The sequence below is a fragment of the Methylobacterium sp. Leaf102 genome (assembly GCF_001422425.1).
Lineage (GTDB): Bacteria > Pseudomonadota > Alphaproteobacteria > Rhizobiales > Beijerinckiaceae > Methylobacterium.
The window spans coordinates 190033-208919 of sequence record NZ_LMMX01000012.1 but is presented as its reverse complement, the minus strand read 5'-3'; the positions used below and the strand labels follow the sequence as shown (position 1 = coordinate 208919).

Here is an 18887-nt window from a genome sequence, read left to right as displayed (position 1 = left end):
CTGCCGCTCAATCGGCGTAGGGATCGGGCATGCCAAGGGTGGCGAGGGCCGCGATTTCGAGCGCCTCCATGGCCTCGGCGTCCGCGTCGCCCGTCTCGTGGTCCTGACCGAGGAGGTGGAGGGTGCCATGGACAAGGAGGTGCGCGAGGTGGTGACTGAGCGGCTTCGATTGCTCGGCACTCTCGCGCAGCATCGTGTCATACGCAAGAACGACATCGCCGAGCGGCTGCGCCATTCCCGCATGGGGGGGCTGCGGGGGCGCAGGAAACGACAGGACGTTGGTGGGCTTGTCCTGTCCGCGCCAAGTCCGGTTCAGGGCCTGCACCGCAGCGTCGGTGGTGAGCAGGACGCTGACCTCCACCGCTTCCTTGGGGGAATCCGGTGCGATGGCGAGCCCGGCCTCCACGGCGCGGATCACGAACGCTTCGAGGTCCGGCACCACGTCGTTCCAGCGTGCGTCCTCGACGGCGACGTCGATTTCGGTCTCGATCATGAATTGGGCCGGCGGCGCGGATTCGCGTTGCGGTCGGATTCGTGCTCGCCGTGGGCGGCCGATTCGTAGGCGGTGACGATGCGGCGCACGAGGTCGTGGCGTACCACGTCGACGTCGCGGAAGGTGACGCGACCGATGCCCTCGACGCCGTCCAGGATCTTCACCGCCTCGACGAGGCCCGAGCGCTGGCCCGGCGGCAGATCGACCTGGCTCGGATCACCCGTGATGATCATCCGGGAGTTCTCGCCGAGGCGCGTCAGGAACATCTTCATCTGCATGGAGGTGGTGTTCTGCGCCTCGTCGAGGAGCACCACGGCATTGGTGAGGGTGCGTCCGCGCATGAAGGCGAGCGGCGCGATCTCGATGATCCCGGTCTGAAGGCCGCGGTCGACGTGGCGGGCTTCCATGAAATCGTAGAGCGCGTCGTAGATCGGGCGCAGGTACGGATCGACCTTGTCGCGCATGTCGCCGGGCAGGAAGCCGAGGCGCTCGCCGGCCTCGACGGCCGGGCGGGACAGGATGATGCGCTCCACGTGACCCTGCTCCAGCAGCGAGACGGCGTGGCCGACGGCCAGCCACGTCTTGCCGGTGCCGGCCGGGCCCTCGGCGAACACGAGTTCGCGGGTGCGCAGCAGCTTGATGTAGGCGTCCTGCGCCGTGTTGCGGGCGCGCACGGCGCCGCGCCGGCGGGTGGCGATCTGGTCGAAGACCGGCCGGTCGGGCTCCGCGCTGACCTCGGCCGCCGGGAACAGGGTGCCTTGCTGCGTCGTCTCCTGGATCGCGCCGTCGACGTCGCCGAGCGTCAGGGCGGTGCCGCTGGCCCGGACGCGGGCATAGAGGCGCTCGAACACCTTGCGGGCGAGTTCCGCCGCCTCGGGCGAGCCCTTGATGACGAGGTGATTGCCCAAAGCCGTGGCGGTGACGCCGAGGCGCCGCTCGAGATGGGCGACGTTCTGGTCGTACTGGCCGAAGACGAGGCTCGCGAGACGGTTGTCGTCGAAGGTCAGGGACGCCTCGAGGGATTCGACGATCTCGCCCGCCCGCGCCGCCGGGCCGCGCCCGCGCAAGGGGCCGATCCGTCCGATCCCATCAGATGCTGCCACGCCGGTGTCCTTCGATGGTGATGCCACGGAACGGGGCCGCCGCGCTCACGCCGCGACCGCCGCATCGGCGACGGTCTCGCCGAACAGGCTGTTGGAGCCGGCCCTGACGATCCGCACGGGCACGAGGGTGCCGATGGTGGATGTGGGCGCGTCGAACTGAACGGGTAGGAGGTGAGGCGTCTTGCCCGCCACCTGACCGGGGTGGCGCCCGGCCTTCTCCACGAGAACCTCGACCACGGCGCCGACATACGAGGCGTTGAAGGCGTGGCGCTGCGCATCGAGAAGGGTCTGCAGGGCGTGCAGACGGCGGGTCTTCACGTCCTCCGGCACCATGTCGTCCCACTCCGCCGCGGGCGTTCCGGGGCGCGGGCTGTACTTGAACGAGTAGGCGCTGGCGAAGCCGATGTCGGCGACGAGCCGCAGGGTCTCCTCGAACTCCGCCTCGGTCTCGCCGGGGAAGCCGACGATGAAATCCGACGACAGGGCGATGTCGGGCCGCACCGCCCGCATCTCCGCGATGCGGTCGCGGTAGCTCGCGGCCGTGTGCTTGCGGTTCATGGCCTTCAGCACCCGGTCGGAGCCCGACTGCACCGGCAGGTGCAGGAACGGCATCAGGGCCGGCAGGCTGCCATGGGCCGCCACGAGGTCGGACGTCATGTCGTTGGGGTGGCTGGTGGTGTAGCGCAGGCGTAAGATGCCGGGCAGCGACGCGATCTCGCGCATGAGGTCGGGCAGGGTGGCCGACCCGCCGTCGAGGCCGACGCCGTGATAGGCGTTCACGTTCTGGCCGATGAGGGTGATCTCGCGGGCGCCGCCCTGGAGCAACCGCTCCGCCTCGGCCCGGATCGCCGCCACGGAGCGCGAGACCTCGGCGCCGCGGGTGTAGGGCACCACGCAGAAGGCGCAGAACTTGTCGCAGCCCTCCTGCACCGTGAGGAAGGCCGTGACCCCGAGGGTGCGCCGCGCCGGCAGGTGGTCGAACTTGTCCTCGACGGGGAATTCCGTATCGACCACGCGCTTCGTGCGCGAGCGGGCGAGGAGATCGGGCAGGCGGTGATAGTTCTGCGGGCCGACCACCACGTCGACGCTCGGCGCGCGGGACAGGATCTCGGCCCCCTCGGCCTGGGCGACGCAGCCCGCCACCACGATGCGGGTGTCGTGTCCGGCGGCGGCGCGCTCGGTCTTGAGGACGCGCAGGCGTCCGAGTTCCGAATAGACCTTGTCGGCCGCCTTCTCACGGATGTGGCAGGTGTTGAGGATGACGACATCCGCCTCCTCCACCGTGTCGGTGGCGGTGTAGCCCTCGGCGCCGAGCACGTCCGCCATCCGGGTGGCGTCGTAGGCGTTCATCTGGCAGCCGTAGGATTTGACGAAGGCTTTCTTCAACAGTCCGGTCCCGACCCGTGGTTCGCCACGGGCTTAACACGGTTCCGGCACGACGTCGCGACCCGGAAGCCGGATCAGAGGGCGGGCACGCCGGAGGCTGTGTCCTTGGGGGCGGCGTCGGGCAGGAGGCGCGCGCCGCCCCAGACCGCGCCCTTGGGCGGGCGACCGGTGACCGCGCGCTGAAGGGCCTCGCGCACGGAGGCCTCGGCCAGGGCCGTCGCGCGCTTGCGGTCGGTGCCGGCCTCGAACGCGATGGGGGCGCCCCAGACCACGTGCACGTCGATGGGGCCGTTCGCGAAGAAGTCGGAGAGGTGAGGGGCGAGCTCCATGTCGCCGTACCACGCCACGCCCGGCCGCTCGGACCGGACCATCGGCAGACCGTTGCGGCGCGGATAGGTGATGGCGAGGGGCTGGAGACGGATGCGGTCGGGGCCGCCGGCGGTTCCGTCGATCGCGGCGCGGGCCGCACCCACGAGGGACGAGCGGAACGGCAACAGGCGGGTGCCGTCCCCTGTCGTACCCTCGGCGAACAGCACGATGAGATCGCCCGAGGCCAACCGGCTGGCGACGGTGGCGTTGACGTGGGCGGTGGCGGCGCGGCGCGCCCGGTCGATGAACACCGTGCGCTGGAGCCGCGCCAGGGTGCCGACGACGGGCCAGCCGGCGATCTCGGATTTCGCCACGAAGGAGAGCGGGCGCAGGGACCCGAGCACCAGTATGTCGAGCCAGGAGATGTGGTTGGCGAGCACCAGGGCCGCCTCGCCCGGGTCCGGCGGTGTGCCACTCTGGGTCACGCGCACGTCGAACAGGCGCAGGAAGACCCGGTGGAAGCGCGTCGGCAGGTCCCCGGCGAGGCGCCCGCGCCCGTAGCGCAGGCTGAGCAGATGGGGGCCGACCATCAGCCCGAAGGCGAGGGCGCAGAGCGCGAGGCGCAGGAGCGTGCCGATGCGGGTCATCGGGCCGCCGCCGGACTCACGCCAGCTCGGAGGTCATGGTGAGGGCGGTGGCGCGGCTGCCGTCGGCGCGGTGGTAGTAGCCCGTACGCGCGCCGACCTGCCGAAAGCCGTGCCGTGCGTAGAGCTTGAGGGCCGGGGCATTGCCCTCGTCGACCTCGAGGTGGACCCGCCGTACGCCGTTGACGGCGAGATGGGCGAGATGGTCGCCGACGAGCCGGCGGCTCAAGCCGTTGCCGCGCGCGCCCGGCGCCAGCACGACGGTGAGGATCTCGGCCTCGTCGGCGGCTTTGCGCGAAAGGACGAAGCCCTGGATGGTGCCGCCCTTCCACAGGGCGTGGGCCTCGGTGGAGCGCTCGCACAGCATGCGCTCGAACTCGTGGGCGTCCCACGGGCGGGCGAAGGCGGTGGCGTGGAGGCGAGCGAGGGCGCGGGCCTGACCGGAATCGCGCAGGATGGCGACGTAGGGCGCACCGCCCCAGGCGTCCCACCACGCGGACCACATCTCGAAGGGCCAGAACGGAGTGACGGGTCGCGTCATCGGCGGGCGAGCCTCGCGTGATCCTGGGGCTGCGCGTCGGGGCCGCGTAGGTAGAGCGGGCGGGCGAGAGCCTGGGCGGGGTCGGCCAGCATGCCGAGGGAGGCGGTCCAGGCGATGTCGGCGGCGCCGGTTCCGGCGAGCTGTACGTCGAGGCCGCGCCCCTTGAGAAGGGCGGCCAGCGCCGGCGCGCCGGAGCCGACGAGGGTCACGGTGCCGTCGAGCATGGCGGCGGCTTCCTCCAGGGGGAGAAGACTCGGGGGGATGACGATTCCGTCGCCCATGCTCATGGCCTGGACGTAGACGGCGCCGTGGCGGGCATCGATGGCGGCGACGATGAGGCCTGCACCGTTGAGGGCGAGGAGCGGAGCGAGGAGCGCCGACAGAGTGGTGACGCCGACCACGGGAATGCCGGTGGCGAGCCCGATGGCGCGGGCCGCCGAGAGACCGACGCGCAGGCCGGTGTAGCTGCCGGGCCCGACGGTGACGGCGACACGGTCGAGGGCCTCGAAGCCGCCCTCCACGCGGGCGACCACGCGCTCCACCATGGGCAGCAGGGCCTCGGCATGGCCGCGCCCGAGGATCATCGACTCGTGGGCGAGGAGATCGTCGGACTCGTCCGTCGCGATGCAGACGGAGCAGGCGTCGAGCGCCGTGTCGATGGCCAGTATACGCAACGTCACTCCCGATGTGCCCCGGCCCCGCGTGAGCCGATCACGCGCCCGCCGGGAGCTCGATGGTAGGACAAAAACGGCCGCCCCGTGAGAGCGAGGCGGCCGTTTTCGATGAATTCACGGTGCAGTGTTGCCGCTTTGCGCCGCAAGTCGGCGCGGTCGGTCTCAGATGGCCTGAACTTCGCGGATCTCGGGCAGAAAGTGGCGGAACAGGTTCTGTACGCCGTGCCGCAGGGTGGCGGTGGAGGAGGGGCAGCCCGAGCAGGCGCCCTTCATCTCAAGGTAGACGACGCCTTCCTTGTAGCCTCGGAAGGTGATGTCGCCGCCGTCGCCGGCGACCGCCGGGCGCACGCGGGTCTCGAGGAGGTCCTTGATGGTGACCACGGTCTCGGCGTCGGCCGGATCGAAGAATTCTTCCGCCTCGTCGTCCTCTGAGCTGGTGCCCTCGGCGAGCACCGGGGCGCCGGACTGGAAGTGCTCCATGATCGCGCCGAGGATGGCGGGCTTCACCTGCGGCCACAGGTTCTCGTCCTCCGCCTTGGTGACGGAGATGAAGTCGTGGCCGAAATAGACCCCGGCGACGCCGGGCACGTCGAACAGGCGCTGCGCCAGGGGCGAACGGGCGGCGGCCTCGGCGTCGCGCGCCTCGAAGGTGCCGGTGTCGAGGACGACGCGGCCGGGCAGGAACTTCAGGGTGGCGGGGTTCGGGGTGGCTTCGGTCTGGATGAACATGGGTACGAAATCCTCGTCCGCGGCGCCGGTTCAAGGCCGGCCGGGAATCATGCCGGGATCGCCCGGCATGGATATCCATGTGGACCCCGTGGGCGATTTTCTCAACTCCCGTGGGGAACTCGGAGCCATGGCCGCCTGGGGAAGGATCGGTGCTTCTCGGAGCGCGCGCGGCCCGAAACAATCGACGCCGCGTAGACAAAAATACACGCCTCGTGTATGGCCCGCCTCAACTCAAAACAGGATGCCGAAATCCTGACGCCCACGATCCCATCCGGGGATCCCGGGCGCGCACCGGCAGGACGTGACCCATGAACATCATCCAGCAGCTCGAGCAGGAGCAGATCGCTTCGCTCAACAAGACCATCCCCGACTTCCAGCCCGGCGACACGGTCATCGTGAACGTCAAGGTGAAGGAAGGCGAGCGCACCCGCGTGCAGGCCTACGAGGGCGTGGTGATCGCCCGCTCCGGCGGCAGCCTCAACGAGAGCTTCACCGTCCGCAAGATCTCCTACGGCGAGGGCGTCGAGCGCGTGTTCCCGCTCTACGCGCCGCTCATCGATTCCATCGTCGTCGTGCGTCGCGGCAAGGTGCGTCGCGCCAAGCTGTACTACCTGCGCGACCGTCGCGGTAAGTCCGCCCGTATCGTCGAGCGCGCCGACCGTCCCGCCGAGAAGGCCGCCAAGGCCGACGCGTCGAAGGCGAACAAGGACGCCCGCAAGGCCGAGAAGGCCGCCAAGTCCGCCGCGAAGACCGCCGCCGCGGAGTAAGTTTTTTCGGATATCCATCCATGGAAAAGGCCGGGCGATTGCCCGGCCTTTTTCGTTTGTCCATCGTGCCGATCCGCTTCCTCATCCTGAGGTGGTGGAGCGAAGCGGAGCCCTCGAAGGAGGGCTCCAAGGATAGCATTGGGAATGGAGCCCTCCTTCGAGGCCGCTGGCGCGGCACCTCAGGATGAGGTGATCGGTGGGATGAACGGTATGGGAAACCGTCGCCCGCTCACCCCCGCCGCAGGGCCTCCAGCACCTTCGCGCCCGGACGACCCGTCGCCGGCATGCCGAGGCTGCGCTCGATCTCCTTGATGGCGTCGCGGGTCTTGGACCCGACCTTGCCGTCCGGCTCGCCGACGTCGTAGCCGCGGGCGGCGAGCCGGGTCTGGAGGTCGCGGCGCTCGGCGCGCGACAGGGGCGGGTCGTCGGTGGGCCACTCGGCTTGGATGCCGGCCCGGCCCCGCAGGCGGTCGGACAGGACCGCGATGGCGAGGCCGTAGGATTCGGCGGCGTTGTAGGAATACAGGGCGTCAAAGTTCTTGGTGACGGCGAAGGCGGGGCCGTTCACCCCGGCGGGGATCAGGATGCCGATGGGCGCGTCGCCGGAGAGCGGACGCCCGTCGATCCGGGTCACGCCCATGGCGGCCCAGTGGGAGACGGCGTGGCGGTTCTTGCGGCCGGCACCGCTGGCATTGAAGCCGCGCGGCAGGCGCACCTCGTAGCCCCAGGGCTGGCCGTTCTGCCATTTCGCCACGCGCAAAAAGTTCGCCGTGGAGGCGACGGCATCGGGGACCGAATCGACGAGGTCGCGGCGCCCGTCGCCGTCGCCGTCGACCGCCAGCCGCTGGTAGGTGGTGGGCATGAACTGGGTCTGGCCGAAGGCGCCGGCCCAGGAGCCGTTGAGGCGGGAGGGATCGATGTCGCCGCGCTCGATGATCTTGAGGGTGGCCATCAGCTCGCCCTTGAAGAAGTCCTTCCGGCGGTGGTTGGCGCAGATCAGGGTGGCGAAGGACTGGACCAGCGGCATCTTGCCGAGGTTCTTGCCGAAGTTCGATTCGACGCCCCACACCGCCGCGATGGTGTAGCGGTCGACGCTGTAGCGCGATTCCGCGTTGGCGAGGGCCTGGGCGTGCTGCTTCATGGCCGCCTTGCCGTCGTCGACGCGCTCGTCGTCGACGAGAGCCGCCATGTAGTCCCAGATCGGTGTCTTGAACTCGGGCTGGGCGCCGGCGAGTTCGAGGACCTTGGGGTCGTGGGCGATGCCGTTCGTCGCGGCGCGGAAGGTCTGGGCCGAGATGCCCTGCGCGGCGGCCTGGGCCTGGAGCCCGGCGAGGCAATCCTGGAAGTCGGCCCGGGCCTCGGGGGCTGCCGTCGCACCCGCGAGGCAGAGGAGGGCGGTGAGCGTCGCGCGCGGCGTCATGGGGCGGTCTCCGGAGCGGATGGTCGGGTCTGCCCACCGTTAAGGCGTGCCCATGGTAAACGAACCATGAGCACGTCCGGTCTCAGGCCCAGCCGCGCGCGGCGATCTTCGCCTCGTAGGCGTCGATGGCCGGGGCCCGCTTCAGGGTCAGGCCGATCTCGTCGAGGCCGTTGAGGAGGCTCTCCTTGCGGCCCGGATCGATGTCGAAATGCAGGGTGCCGCCGTCCGGCCCCTTGATGGTCTGGGCCTCGAGATCGACGGACAGGGTGGCGTTGGCGCCGCGCTCGGCATCCTCGAACAGCTTTTCCAGATCCTCGGCCGAGACCGTGATCGCCAGGATGCCGTTCTTGGCGCAGTTGTTGAAGAAGATGTCGGCAAAGCTCGTGGAGATCACGCAGCGGATGCCGAAATCCGTCAGCGCCCAGGGCGCGTGCTCGCGCGACGAGCCGCAGCCGAAATTGTCGCCCACCACGAGGATCTTGGTGTTGCGATAGGCCGGCTTGTTGAGGACGAAGTCGGGGTTCTCCGAGCCGTCGTCGCGGTAGCGCATCTCCGAGAACAGGCCCTTGCCGAGCCCCGTGCGCTTGATGGTCTTGAGATACTGCTTGGGGATGATCCGGTCGGTGTCGACGTTGATGATCCGCATGGGGGCCGCGACGCCCTCGAGGGTGGTGAATTTTTCCATTGTGGTTCGTCCGATCCGGAAAACGTGTCGGATCGTCTCTACCAGCGCGCGGGGCCGACCGGAACCATCCGTCCGTCCCGTCTCGCGAACGTCGCCGGGCTAGCCTATACTTCCGTCGACGCGACCCATCCGGAACCAGCCGATGACCGAGACCGCCAACCAATTCAAGAAGGCGCCCAAGCGCAAGAAGGAGAAGACCCGCTCCGTCTCCGTCTCGCCGGAGATGCGGCAGGCCTATGCGGACCTCATCAAGCAGAAAGAGGAACGCGAGGATTACGCGAAGCACCTGCCCTCCGAAAAGGGCAGGTGATCGTTAGGGAAGGTGATCGTTCGGGCGGTCGAGCGTGAGAGCCTCAGACCCTGAGGCTCAAGCTTACTTGTTCTTGCCGGCCTCGATCACGTCTTCCACCGTGCGCAGGCCGGCGCGCGGGGCGTTGACGAGGCAGGCCATGTTGCCGGGTGGGTGCTGGTTCTTCCACATCTTGGTGTGGGCCTGGGGGATCTTCTCCCACGGGAACACCTCGCTCATGCACGGATCGATGCGCTGATCCATGACGAACTGGTTGGCGGCCGAGGCCTGCTTGAGGTGGGCGAAGTGCGAGCCCTGGATGCGCTTCTGGCGCATCCAGACGTAGCGGGCGTCGAAGGTGATGTTGAAGCCGGTGGTGCCGGCGCAGAACACGATCATGCCGCCGCGCTTGGCCACCAGGGTCGAGACCGGGAAGGTCGACTCGCCCGGGTGCTCGAACACGATGTCGACGTCGTTGCCCTTGCCGGTGATGTCCCAGATCGCCTTGCCGAACTTGCGGGCTTCCTTGAGCCAGATGTTGTACTCAGGGCTGTTCACCTTCGGCAGCTGACCCCAGCAATCGAACTCCTTGCGGTTGATCACGCCCTTGGCGCCAAGCCCCATGACGTAGTCGCGCTTCGACTCGTCGGAGATCACCGCGATGGCGTTGGCGCCCGACGCCGCGCAGAGCTGGACGCCGAACACGCCGAGACCGCCCGAGGCGCCCCAGATCAGGACGTTCTGGCCCGGCCGCACGGTGTGGGGGGCGTGGCCGAACAGCATGCGGTAGGCGGTGGCGAGGGTCAGCGTGTAGCAGGCCGCCTCTTCCCAGGTGAGGTGCTTCGGCCGGGCCATGAGCTGGCGCGACTGCACCCGGCAATACTGGGCGAAGGAGCCGTCCCCGGTCTCGTAACCCCAGATGCGCTGGGACGGCGAGAACATCGGATCGCCGCCGTTGCACTCCTCGTCGTCGCCGTCGTCCTGGTTGCAGTGGATGATGACCTCGTCGCCGACCTTCCAGCGCTTCACCTTGGCGCCGACCTTCCAGACGATGCCCGACGCGTCCGAGCCCGCGATGTGGTACTCGCCCTTGTGCACGTCGAAGGGCGAGATCGGCTCGCCGAGGCCGGCCCAGACGCCATTGTAGTTGACGCCGGCGGCCATGACGTAAACGAGCACTTCGTCGTCGCCGATCTCCCAGACGGGGAGGACTTCGAGCAGGTGGGACTGTTCCGGCGGCCCGTGGCGCTCGCGCCGGATCGCCCAGGCGTACATCTTCGCCGGCACGTGACCGAGGGGCGGGACCTCGCCCATCTCGTACAAGTCCTTGATCTCAGTCGTGCTCGACGCAGCGCTCGCGGCCATCTCAGGCTCTCCCTTATCTTGTTGTGAGCGACCCTATATCGGCGAACCGGAAGCGCTCCAAGGCCCCAGAAAGGCCATGAAGGCCCGGTGCTTGTGGGCGACTCGCTGTCCGGGCGGCGGCCTGTATTCGTATACAATATTTTTCGCGACGTTGCTGAGCGATGCCGCGGCGTATCCTGTCGGTATTTCAGATGCTTAAGTGCATCGCGGCATCCGACTTTGGTGATGCCCCGTTCAATTCGCTTTCGCCGTGCATCTAGAATTTTTCCAAGCCTTCGCGTGTCGCGGCCCGCCTGCCGAACCTTCGGCCAGATGACGCGCGCGCTGCGCTTGGTTAGGGTGCCGGCCATCACGCGCGGTCAAGCGCGGCACAGCATCCAACGGAGTCGAGTGGAATGAGCGCGAACGCGACCGTCGCCGAGGTCAAGCGCGACAAGCCCTGGATCATCCGGACCTATGCCGGGCATTCCAACGCCAAGGAATCGAACGCGCTCTACCGGGGCAACCTCGCCAAGGGGCAGACCGGCCTGTCCGTGGCCTTCGATCTGCCGACGCAGACGGGCTACGATCCCGACCACGAACTGGCGCGCGGCGAGGTCGGCAAGGTCGGCGTCTCGATCGCGCATCTCGGCGACATGCGGACCCTGTTCGACCAGATTCCGCTGCAGCAGATGAATACGTCGATGACCATCAACGCCACGGCGCCGTGGCTGTTGTCGCTCTACCTCGCCGTGGCCGAGGAGCAGGGCGCGCCCCTCAGCGGCCTCCAGGGCACGACCCAGAACGACATCATCAAGGAATACCTGTCGCGCGGTACCTACGTGTTCCCGCCGGCCCCCTCCCTGCGGCTCACCAAGGACGTGATCCTGTTCACGACCAAGGAAGTGCCGAAGTGGAACCCGATGAACGTGTGCTCCTACCACCTGCAGGAGGCCGGGGCGACGCCGGTGCAGGAGCTGTCCTACGCCCTCGCCATCGCCATCGCGGTGCTGGACACCGTGCGGGACGACCCCGATTTCGACGAGGCGAGCTTCGCCGACGTGTTCAGCCGGATCTCGTTCTTCGTGAATGCCGGCATGCGGTTCGTCACCGAGATCTGCAAGATGCGGGCGTTCTCGGAGCTTTGGGACGAGATCGCCCAGGAGCGCTACGGCATCACCGACCCGAAGAAGCGTATCTTCCGCTACGGCGTTCAGGTGAATAGCCTCGGACTGACGGAGCAGCAGCCCGAGAACAACGTCCACCGCATCCTCATCGAGATGCTGGCCGTCACCCTGTCGAAGCGCGCCCGCGCCCGCGCCGTGCAGCTTCCCGCCTGGAACGAGGCGCTCGGCCTGCCGCGCCCCTGGGACCAGCAATGGTCCATGCGCATGCAGCAGATCCTCGCCTTCGAGACGGATCTCCTCGAATACGACGACATCTTCGACGGCTCGACGGTGATCGACGCCAAGGTTGAATCCCTCAAAGCCGAGACCCGCAAGGCCCTGGAGGAGATCGGTGGCATCGGCGGGGCCGTGGCCGCCGTCGAGACCGGCGCCCTCAAGCGGGCGCTCGTGGAATCCAACGCCAAGCGCATCTCGGCCATCGAGGCCGGCGATCAGGTCGTGGTCGGCGTCAACAAGTTCCAGGCCGGGGAGCCCTCGCCCCTCACCGCCGGGGAGGGGGCCATCTTCACCGTCTCGGAGACCGTGGAGATGGAGGCCGAGCAGCGCATCCGGGCGTGGCGGTCGCAACGCGACGGCAAGGCCGTGGAAAAGGCCCTCGCCGATCTCGAAGCCGCCGCGCGTTCCGGTGCCAACATCATGCCGGTGTCCATCGCCGCCGCGAAGGCCGGGGTCACCACCGGCGAGTGGGGCACGCGCCTGCGCGAGGTGTTCGGCGAGTACCGCGCACCCACGGGTGTCGGCCTCGACACGGTGTCGTCGGGCGCGGCCGAGGAAGCCAAGCTCCTCATCGCGGATCTGGGCGAGCGCCTCGGCGAAACGCCGAAGCTCGTGGTCGGCAAGCCTGGCCTCGACGGCCATTCCAACGGCGCCGAGCAGATCGCCCTGCGCGCCCGCGACGTCGGCTTCGACGTGACCTATGACGGCATCCGCCAGACCCCGGCCGAGATCGTCGCCAAGGCCAAGGAGACCGGCGCCCACGTCGTCGGCCTGTCGATCCTGTCCGGCTCGCACGTGCCCCTGGTGCGCGACGTGAAGGCGAAGATGCGCGAAGCCGGCCTCGACCACATCCCCGTGGTGGTGGGCGGCATCATCTCGCCCGACGACGAACTCGTGTTGAAGAATATGGGCGTCACGGCGGTCTACACGCCGAAGGACTACATCCTCGACACCATCATGGTCGGGCTGGCCAAGGTGGTGAATCGGGCGCTGGACAAGCAGGCCGCCGACAAGGCTGACGGGGTGAATTCCCGCAAGGATGCCGAGAAGGTCTTCTGACGCTACCGAGCCGTTGGAAAGTCTGAGGACGAGCGCCTCGGGCGTTCGGGGGTACTGGAAGTCCCGCCACGCTTTGCCATCCCGGGTCCCCCAGCGGACCCGGGTTCACCTGCGACGCCCCGGAACGACACCCTGCCCCTATGCGAGTACCCTGTGTCTGGCAGGGGAGGACCCGGCCGAGACCCACGCCGCTACGGGTCTGTCCTGTACCTGAGCGAACGCGGCCGAAGATCGTCGGATCACTAATCCTCCCAGGCCGAAAAGAACGGAACGGCTCCCCCCGGCCGCCCCACGGACCGCCCATGCTCCTCGCGCCCCTCGTCGCCGTTCCGCTCGCCGCCGGCTTGAGCGCGGGACTGATCGTTGCCCTGCAGCCGCTGCTTCGGCGCTATGCCCTGGCGCGGCCCAATGCCCGGTCGAGTCACACGGTGCCGACGCCGCAGGGGGGCGGCATCGCCATCGTGCTGGCGGTCTTCGCCACCGTCGGCGTGGTGCTGGCCCTGCGTGGTGCCGGACTCGATGCCCTGGAGGCCCTCGTCCTCGCCCACGCCGTCCTGCTGCTCGCGATCCTGGGTGCCGTCGACGACATCCGCCCCCTGCCGGCCTCCCTCCGCCTCGGCGTACAGGGCCTCGTGGTCGCCGGACTGGTGCTGGCGGTGGGTGGGCGCCTGATGCCGGGCTTGCCGCTGCCCGTCGAACGGGGCGTCGCGATCCTCTCGGGACTCTGGTTCGTGAACCTCGTCAACTTCATGGATGGGCTCGACTGGATGAGCGTGGCCGAGTTCGTGCCCCTCACGGGCGCCCTCGTGTTCCTCGGCCTGTCCGGAGGGCTGCCGTTCCTGCCCATGCTCGTCGCCGCCGCGCTCCTCGGGGCGGTGCTCGGCTTCGCGCCGTTCAACCGCCCCGTGGCCCGGCTCTTCCTCGGCGATGTCGGGTCGCTGCCCCTCGGGCTCCTCGGGGCGTGGCTGCTCTACCGCCTCGCCGCGGAGGGTGGGCTCGCCGCCGCGATCCTCCTGCCGCTCTACTATCTCGCCGACGCGACCCTGACCCTGGGGCGCCGGTTGCTGCGGCGGGAGCCGGTCTGGCAGGCCCATCGCTCGCACTGGTACCAGCGCGCCACGGATAACGGGTTCCCGGTGGTCGCCGTCGTGGGCCGTGTGTTCGTCCTCAACCTCGCTTTGGCGGCCCTAGCCAGCGCGACCTTGCTTTGGCCGTCCTGGCCCGTCACCGTCCTGGCCTCGGGGGCGGGGGGCGCCCTGGTGGCAAGCCTCCTGCACGCCTTCGGGCGGCGCCGGAGGCCCGGTTGAGGCAGGAGACGATCTTGGGCGGACAGCTCATCGCATTGACGGGCTCCACCGGCTTCATCGGTCGGCATCTCCTCCACGCCCTCTCGGCCCGGGGCTACCGGGTCCGCGTGCTCCTGCGCCGGCCCGTCGCCGTACCGGATGGGGCGAGCGGCGCCGTGGTTGGCGACCTCAGCCGACCCATGAACATGGCTGCGGCTCTGGCCGGCGTCGATGCCGTCGTTCACTCGGCGGGCCTCGCCCACGCCATGTCGGGCACCCCCGAGGACGATTACCGGACCTCCAACACGCAGGCCACGCGGCGCCTCGCCGAAAGCGCGGCGCGGGTCGGAATCCGCCGTTTCGTGTTCCTGTCCTCGATCCGCGCCCAGACCGGACCGAGCGCCACCGGACCCGTCCGCGAGACCGATGCGCCCGAACCCACGGACGCCTACGGACGCTCGAAGCGCGACGCCGAGGCGGCCCTGGCCGAGATCGGCCTCGATTGGGTCGCCCTGCGGCCGGTCCTCGTCTACGGTCCCGGGGTGAAGGGCAACATGGCGGCCCTGCTGCGCCTCGCGCGCACGCCCTATCCGCTGCCGTTCGGGGGCTTCACGGCACGGCGCTCCCTCGTGTCGGTGGACAATCTCGCGGCGGCGGTGGCCACGGCGCTCGCTGCACCGGCCCCCCTCGGCCGTGCCCTCGTGGTCGCCGAGCCCGATCCCCTGACCCTGCCCGAGATGATCGCGGCCTTGCGGCACGGCCTCGGCCGGACGCCGAAGCTCGTCGCGGTGCCACCCGGCCTCATCGGGGTCGCCTGCCGTCTGGCGGGACGGGAGGAGGCCTATGCCCGCCTCTCGACGGGGCTCGTCGCCCGGGCCGACGGCCTGTCGGCGCTAGGGTGGGCCCCGTCGCACACGACGGGCGACGGCCTTGCCGCTTTCGCCCGAGCCGAGACCGCATGAAAAAAGGCCCGGCGCAGCACGCCGGACCTTTTTTCCCTTCGATCCCTAAGGCTCAGCGGCGGACGTCGAGGACATCGCCCGAGCGGCTGTCGAGCACCACGGAGATGTCGTCGCCGCGGCGATCCGAGCCGCGCACGATCATCCGGGGGCCGCGCCGGTCGACACCGTCGACATCGATGAGGCCTTCACGACGGGCAATTCGGGCCGCCTCGCCTCGGGTCAGCTCGCTGCGCGGCGGGCCACGGTCGTCGTAGCCGCGGCGGTAGCCGGGATCGACCTGAACGCCGCCGGGTCCGATGGAGATGCCCTGCGCGAGGACTGGCGCGCCGGCGAGGCCGAGGGCCGTCGCGAACAGGCTGCCTGCCAGAAGCTTCGAAACACGCTGCAAGATCTTCTCCTCGGATCGACGGACCGGCACCGGTGTCGTTCGGCCGGCCCGGTCCCTGATGTTCGGGTCAGCGCCTCAATTCGGAAGCGCGACCGTTGGTTCCCGCGATTTACGCGAGGGATCAACCGGGATCGGACCCTGCGGTTCCGCCATTGTCCTGGTGCCTGCCGCCGGACGGTTGCGGAAATCGGGGATCGCCTCGCCGAACACCGCTTCCGCCGCCGCCCGGTCCTGGGCCGCCACCGCCGCGTGAAGGCGCACGACCCAGCCGTCCAGGACCGTCCGGTCGGCGAAGACGGGCCGCGCAGCCATCACGCCGTCGATCCCGTCGAGGGCGATTCGGGGCTCCTCACGGGCGAACAGGATCTCGTTCAGGCGCTCGCCGGGCCGCGAGCCCGTATGGACGATGTCGATGTCGACGCCCGGTTCGAAGCCGGCGAGCCGGATCATCCGCTCGGCGAGATCCCCGATCCGCACGGGCTGGCCCATCTTGAGCACGTAGACCGCCGCGCGCTGGTCGATTCCGTTGGCGCAGGTGGCGACCCGTGCCTCCCGGTCGGCATGGGAGGCGGCGGTGAGGACGAGGTCGGCGGCCTCCCGCACGGTCATGAAGTAGCGCACCATCTCGGGGTCGGTGACGGTGACGGGGCCGCCCCGGGCGATCTGCGCCTTGAACACCGGCACCACGGAGCCGACGGAGCCCAGCACGTTGCCGAATCGCACGGCGATGAGCCGCGTCGGGACCGTTCCGGCCGCGCAGCTCTGCGCGGCGTCGTGGGCCTGCGCCACCATCTCGGCGAAGCGCTTGGTGGCGCCGAGCTGCGACACCGGCTCGATGGCCTTGTCGGTGGAGATCATCACCAGGGCCCGGGCACCCACCGCCAGGGTGGCCTCCGCGACATTGATGGAGCCGAACACGTTGGTCTTGATGCCCTCGGTCCAGTCGCGCTCGAGGTAGGGCACCTGCTTCAGGGCGGCGGCGTGGAACACGTAGTCCGGCCGGAACGCGGCGAAGACCGCGTCGAGGCGGTCGCGGTCGCGGATGTCGGCCAGCACGCCGGTGACGTGCGCCCCGGCGATATCCGGCCGGCTCAGGATGCCGTGGAGCGCCGGCTCCGAGCTCTCGACCACGAGCACGGCGGCGGCGCCGAACGCCACGGCCCGGGCGCAGATCTCCGAGCCGATGGAGCCGCCGCCGCCGGTCACGATCACCCGAGCGCCCGTGAGCAGGCGCTCCAGGCGCGGCCGGTCGATGGCCACGGTGGGGCGCAGGAGCAGGTCTTCGATCTCCAGGGGCGCGAGGCCGGCGTCGCGCATGTTCTCGCCAAGACTCGTCACCCGCGACAGGGGCAGGCCGAGGCGGCGGGCCCGGGCGATGAGGTCGTCGGGCGCGGCCTCCGGAGCGAGCGCGCTCGGCACGGCGACGAGGCGGCGCACGGGGGTGCCGTCGCGGGCGAGATCGGCCACCACCCGTTCGAGGTCGGCGAACGATCCCAGCACGGGCACGCCCCGCATGGTCTGGCCGGTCTCGTCGGCGCGGGGCGACAGGATGCCCTTGGGCGCGAGGCGCCGCACCGAGCCGGATTCGATGGCCCGGACCAGGATCTCGATGTCGGTGCCGCGCCCGAGCAGCAGGGTCGGGGTCGTTGCGGTGCGGGCGTGGCTCTGCCGCGAGCGGGCATATTTCAGGTAGCGGAAGGCGAGACGCGGGCCGCCGAGGAGGAAGATCTGCAGGACCCAGTACAGGCCTATGGCGATCTTGCCGAAGAAGTAGAACCCGTACATCGTCGAGGAGACGAGGACGTAGTCGAGCACGAGGAGGGTCAGGGCGAGTACGCTCGCCGCCCGCACGATCCCGGCGAGATCCGGCAGGGAGGCGAAGCGCCACTTCGTCCGGTAGAGCTTGAACCGCGCGTAGACGAGCCCCGCGAACATCACGAAGGGCGGCAGCAGCAGGGGAAGCGCGTGCAGGCGTTCGGCGAGGAGATCGCCGTTGAAGCGGAACACGAAGGTGAGGATCACGGCCAGAGCGGTCGCCACGCAATCGTGGACCACCATCACCGCGTTCTTGTAGGTGCGCTGCTGCATGAACTCCGGCCCATACGGGCTCCGGCCGAGGCGCGGTATCGGCGCCGCGCCCGTTCCTGTCAACGCGGCGGGCTTACCCGCCGGGGCGGAGTGCCTTCAGCACGGCGTCGTCGGTCTCGTCGAGATCGGGGGCGTCGATGTGGCGGAAACGGGCCTGGATCAGGCCGAAGGCGCCGAAGGCGAAATGCCCGGCCGCCACGATGGCGAGAAGCACCCAGCCGTAGGGCTGGGCCCGCAGGGCCGCGAAGGCCCCGGCCAGCCCCTTCACCTCGGAGGAGGCTTGGTACCACGCCGCCGCGAGGAAGAACCCGCCGATGATGAGGAAGGCGACGCCGCGGGCCGCGTAGCCGAACTGGCCCACGGGTTTGGCCCAGCGGCACTGCCCGGCGTCGAGCTTCAGGCGGTCCGTGACCTTGCCGGTGGCAGCCTTGACGAGGAAGGCGACGCCCCCCGCCATCACCCCGAGGCCGATGAGCCCGACGAGCCAGAGGCCGAAGGGTTTCGACAGGAGCCAGGCGGTCCAGTCCTGCATGCCGTCGCCGCCCCGCGCGCGGCCGAGGCCGAGGGCGAGACTGCCGGCGGTGATGGCGAGACCGGTGTAGATCACCGCGCTGCCGACATGGGCGGCGCGGACGACGAGACCCTTCGGCGAGGTGCCGCGACGGTCGGCGTCAGTCAGGCCCTCGACGAAGCGCCACAGGGCGAAGCCGAGGAGGCCGATGGCGATGAACCCGACGAGGACGCTTCCGAACGGACCGGCGAGGACCCAGCGGATCGCGCTCTCGCTGTCGTCGGCCCGGCCACCACGTCCGAGGGCTGCCAGCAGCGCGAGACCGCCGACGATGCAGTAGACGACGCCGCGTGCGCCGTAGCCGAACCGGGCGAGGCGTTCGATGACGTTTCGGCCGAGGAGGTTCACGGAAATCCCGGGGGTGGGGCTGCGATCACTCCACCGAACGCGCGGCCTTGCCCGAGAGTGCCACGTAGAAGCCGAGACCGTCGCCGGCCGGCAGGGTCTGGAGGCGTTCGACGAGCCCCTTGCGCTTGGCGTCGAGGAGCAGGCGCCCGGTGGGCTGGAACAGGGTCTCGCCCCCGCCCTCCGGCGGCGGATCGAGGCGGATGGCCACCGTCTTGCTCTTTCCGAAGCGGCTGCGCTCCAGCATGTCGGCGAGGGACGCTTCCGCAGTCGGGCGGTTGGTGCCGCGCAGGTCGAGCACGGATTCGGCGTCGGTGACGCCGAGGGCGCCACGGAGCTTGTCGGCGTAGAAATCTTCGAAGTGCGGCAAAGGGCGAAACCTCGGATGGGCGCGACGGCTG

19 protein-coding genes are annotated in these 18887 nt (G+C 69.6%); 5 read left to right on the top strand and 14 right to left on the bottom strand.

Annotation, left to right across the window (positions count from 1 at the left end; translation table 11 throughout):
* Positions 1-7 precede the first annotated feature (7 nt).
* The 7 genes from ybeY to ASF27_RS09115 form a co-directional block, all read right to left on the bottom strand.
* On the bottom strand, positions 8-493 hold the full coding sequence (gene ybeY, locus ASF27_RS09145; RefSeq protein WP_056359443.1) for an rRNA maturation RNase YbeY: 486 nt from the start codon (positions 491-493) through the stop codon (positions 8-10).
* Entirely contained in the window at positions 490-1560 is a 1071-nt protein-coding gene (locus tag ASF27_RS09140; RefSeq protein WP_244480964.1) for a PhoH family protein, read from the bottom strand. Before ASF27_RS09140 ends, ybeY begins: the two co-directional genes overlap by 4 nt.
* 81 nt (positions 1561-1641) lie before the next feature.
* Positions 1642-2982: a tRNA (N6-isopentenyl adenosine(37)-C2)-methylthiotransferase MiaB gene (miaB, locus tag ASF27_RS09135; protein WP_056170025.1), complete on the bottom strand. Its 1341-nt coding sequence runs from the start codon at positions 2980-2982 to the stop codon at positions 1642-1644.
* Between the two features lie 74 nt (positions 2983-3056).
* Positions 3057-3938, bottom strand: coding sequence for a lysophospholipid acyltransferase family protein (locus tag ASF27_RS09130; protein WP_056260605.1), 882 nt, complete (start codon positions 3936-3938; stop codon positions 3057-3059).
* 16 nt (positions 3939-3954) lie between these two features.
* Complete coding sequence (locus ASF27_RS09125) at positions 3955-4476, bottom strand: GNAT family N-acetyltransferase (protein WP_056170018.1); 522 nt, start codon at positions 4474-4476, stop codon at positions 3955-3957.
* Positions 4473-5150, bottom strand: coding sequence for a tRNA (adenosine(37)-N6)-threonylcarbamoyltransferase complex dimerization subunit type 1 TsaB (gene tsaB / locus ASF27_RS09120; protein WP_056304591.1), 678 nt, complete (start codon positions 5148-5150; stop codon positions 4473-4475). The genes ASF27_RS09125 and tsaB overlap by 4 nt, the downstream gene beginning before the upstream one ends.
* A gap of 162 nt (positions 5151-5312) precedes the next feature.
* Positions 5313-5879 carry a NifU family protein gene (locus ASF27_RS09115; protein WP_056170015.1) on the bottom strand — a complete coding sequence of 189 codons (567 nt, stop codon included), beginning with the start codon at positions 5877-5879 and terminating at the stop codon, positions 5313-5315.
* Between the two features lie 308 nt (positions 5880-6187).
* Here ASF27_RS09115 and rplS point away from each other — a divergent pair, with 308 nt between their 5' ends.
* Positions 6188-6646, top strand: a complete 459-nt coding sequence (gene rplS / locus ASF27_RS09110; RefSeq protein ID WP_056170012.1) for a 50S ribosomal protein L19 — start codon at positions 6188-6190, stop codon at positions 6644-6646.
* A 229-nt stretch (positions 6647-6875) separates the two neighbouring features.
* On the opposite strand, the gene ASF27_RS09105 is transcribed toward rplS, so the two are convergent.
* A complete protein-coding gene (locus ASF27_RS09105; RefSeq protein WP_056170008.1) occupies positions 6876-8066 on the bottom strand; it encodes a lytic murein transglycosylase in 1191 nt (396 codons plus the stop codon).
* Positions 8067-8148: 82 nt separating this feature from the next.
* Positions 8149-8751, bottom strand: a complete 603-nt coding sequence (gene leuD, locus ASF27_RS09100; RefSeq protein WP_056170005.1) for a 3-isopropylmalate dehydratase small subunit — start codon at positions 8749-8751, stop codon at positions 8149-8151.
* A gap of 142 nt (positions 8752-8893) precedes the next feature.
* On the opposite strand from leuD, the gene ASF27_RS22685 reads away from it, so the two are divergent.
* Entirely contained in the window at positions 8894-9061 is a 168-nt protein-coding gene (locus tag ASF27_RS22685; protein WP_187272997.1) for a hypothetical protein, read from the top strand.
* A gap of 63 nt (positions 9062-9124) precedes the next feature.
* Here the strand turns inward: ASF27_RS22685 and ccrA are convergent, their stop codons facing one another.
* Entirely contained in the window at positions 9125-10405 is a 1281-nt protein-coding gene (gene ccrA / locus ASF27_RS09095; protein ID WP_056359440.1) for a crotonyl-CoA carboxylase/reductase, read from the bottom strand.
* A 395-nt stretch (positions 10406-10800) separates the two neighbouring features.
* Here ccrA and ASF27_RS09090 point away from each other — a divergent pair, with 395 nt between their 5' ends.
* The 3 genes from ASF27_RS09090 (at position 10801) to ASF27_RS09080 (ending at position 15094) form a co-directional block, all read left to right on the top strand.
* Entirely contained in the window at positions 10801-12846 is a 2046-nt protein-coding gene (locus ASF27_RS09090; protein ID WP_056169999.1) for a protein meaA, read from the top strand.
* 302 nt (positions 12847-13148) lie between these two features.
* On the top strand, positions 13149-14153 hold the full coding sequence (locus ASF27_RS09085) for a glycosyl transferase (RefSeq protein ID WP_056304463.1): 1005 nt from the start codon (positions 13149-13151) through the stop codon (positions 14151-14153).
* A 14-nt stretch (positions 14154-14167) separates the two neighbouring features.
* The gene (locus ASF27_RS09080; protein WP_056260598.1) at positions 14168-15094 is read left to right on the top strand and encodes an NAD-dependent epimerase/dehydratase family protein; all 927 of its coding nucleotides are present in this window, start codon (positions 14168-14170) and stop codon (positions 15092-15094) included.
* 52 nt (positions 15095-15146) lie between these two features.
* On the opposite strand, the gene ASF27_RS09075 is transcribed toward ASF27_RS09080, so the two are convergent.
* The 4 genes from ASF27_RS09075 to ASF27_RS09060 form a co-directional block, all read right to left on the bottom strand.
* Complete coding sequence (locus ASF27_RS09075) at positions 15147-15482, bottom strand: PepSY domain-containing protein (protein ID WP_156398843.1); 336 nt, start codon at positions 15480-15482, stop codon at positions 15147-15149.
* Between the two features lie 75 nt (positions 15483-15557).
* Positions 15558-17570 (bottom strand): SDR family NAD(P)-dependent oxidoreductase, encoded by a 2013-nt coding sequence (locus ASF27_RS09070; protein WP_056359438.1) that lies wholly within the window; start codon positions 17568-17570, stop codon positions 15558-15560.
* Between the two features lie 73 nt (positions 17571-17643).
* The gene (locus tag ASF27_RS09065; RefSeq protein WP_056169987.1) at positions 17644-18489 is read right to left on the bottom strand and encodes a DUF1206 domain-containing protein; all 846 of its coding nucleotides are present in this window, start codon (positions 18487-18489) and stop codon (positions 17644-17646) included.
* A 25-nt stretch (positions 18490-18514) separates the two neighbouring features.
* Positions 18515-18856: a hypothetical protein gene (locus ASF27_RS09060; protein ID WP_056169984.1), complete on the bottom strand. Its 342-nt coding sequence runs from the start codon at positions 18854-18856 to the stop codon at positions 18515-18517.
* Positions 18857-18887: the final 31 nt, after the last annotated feature.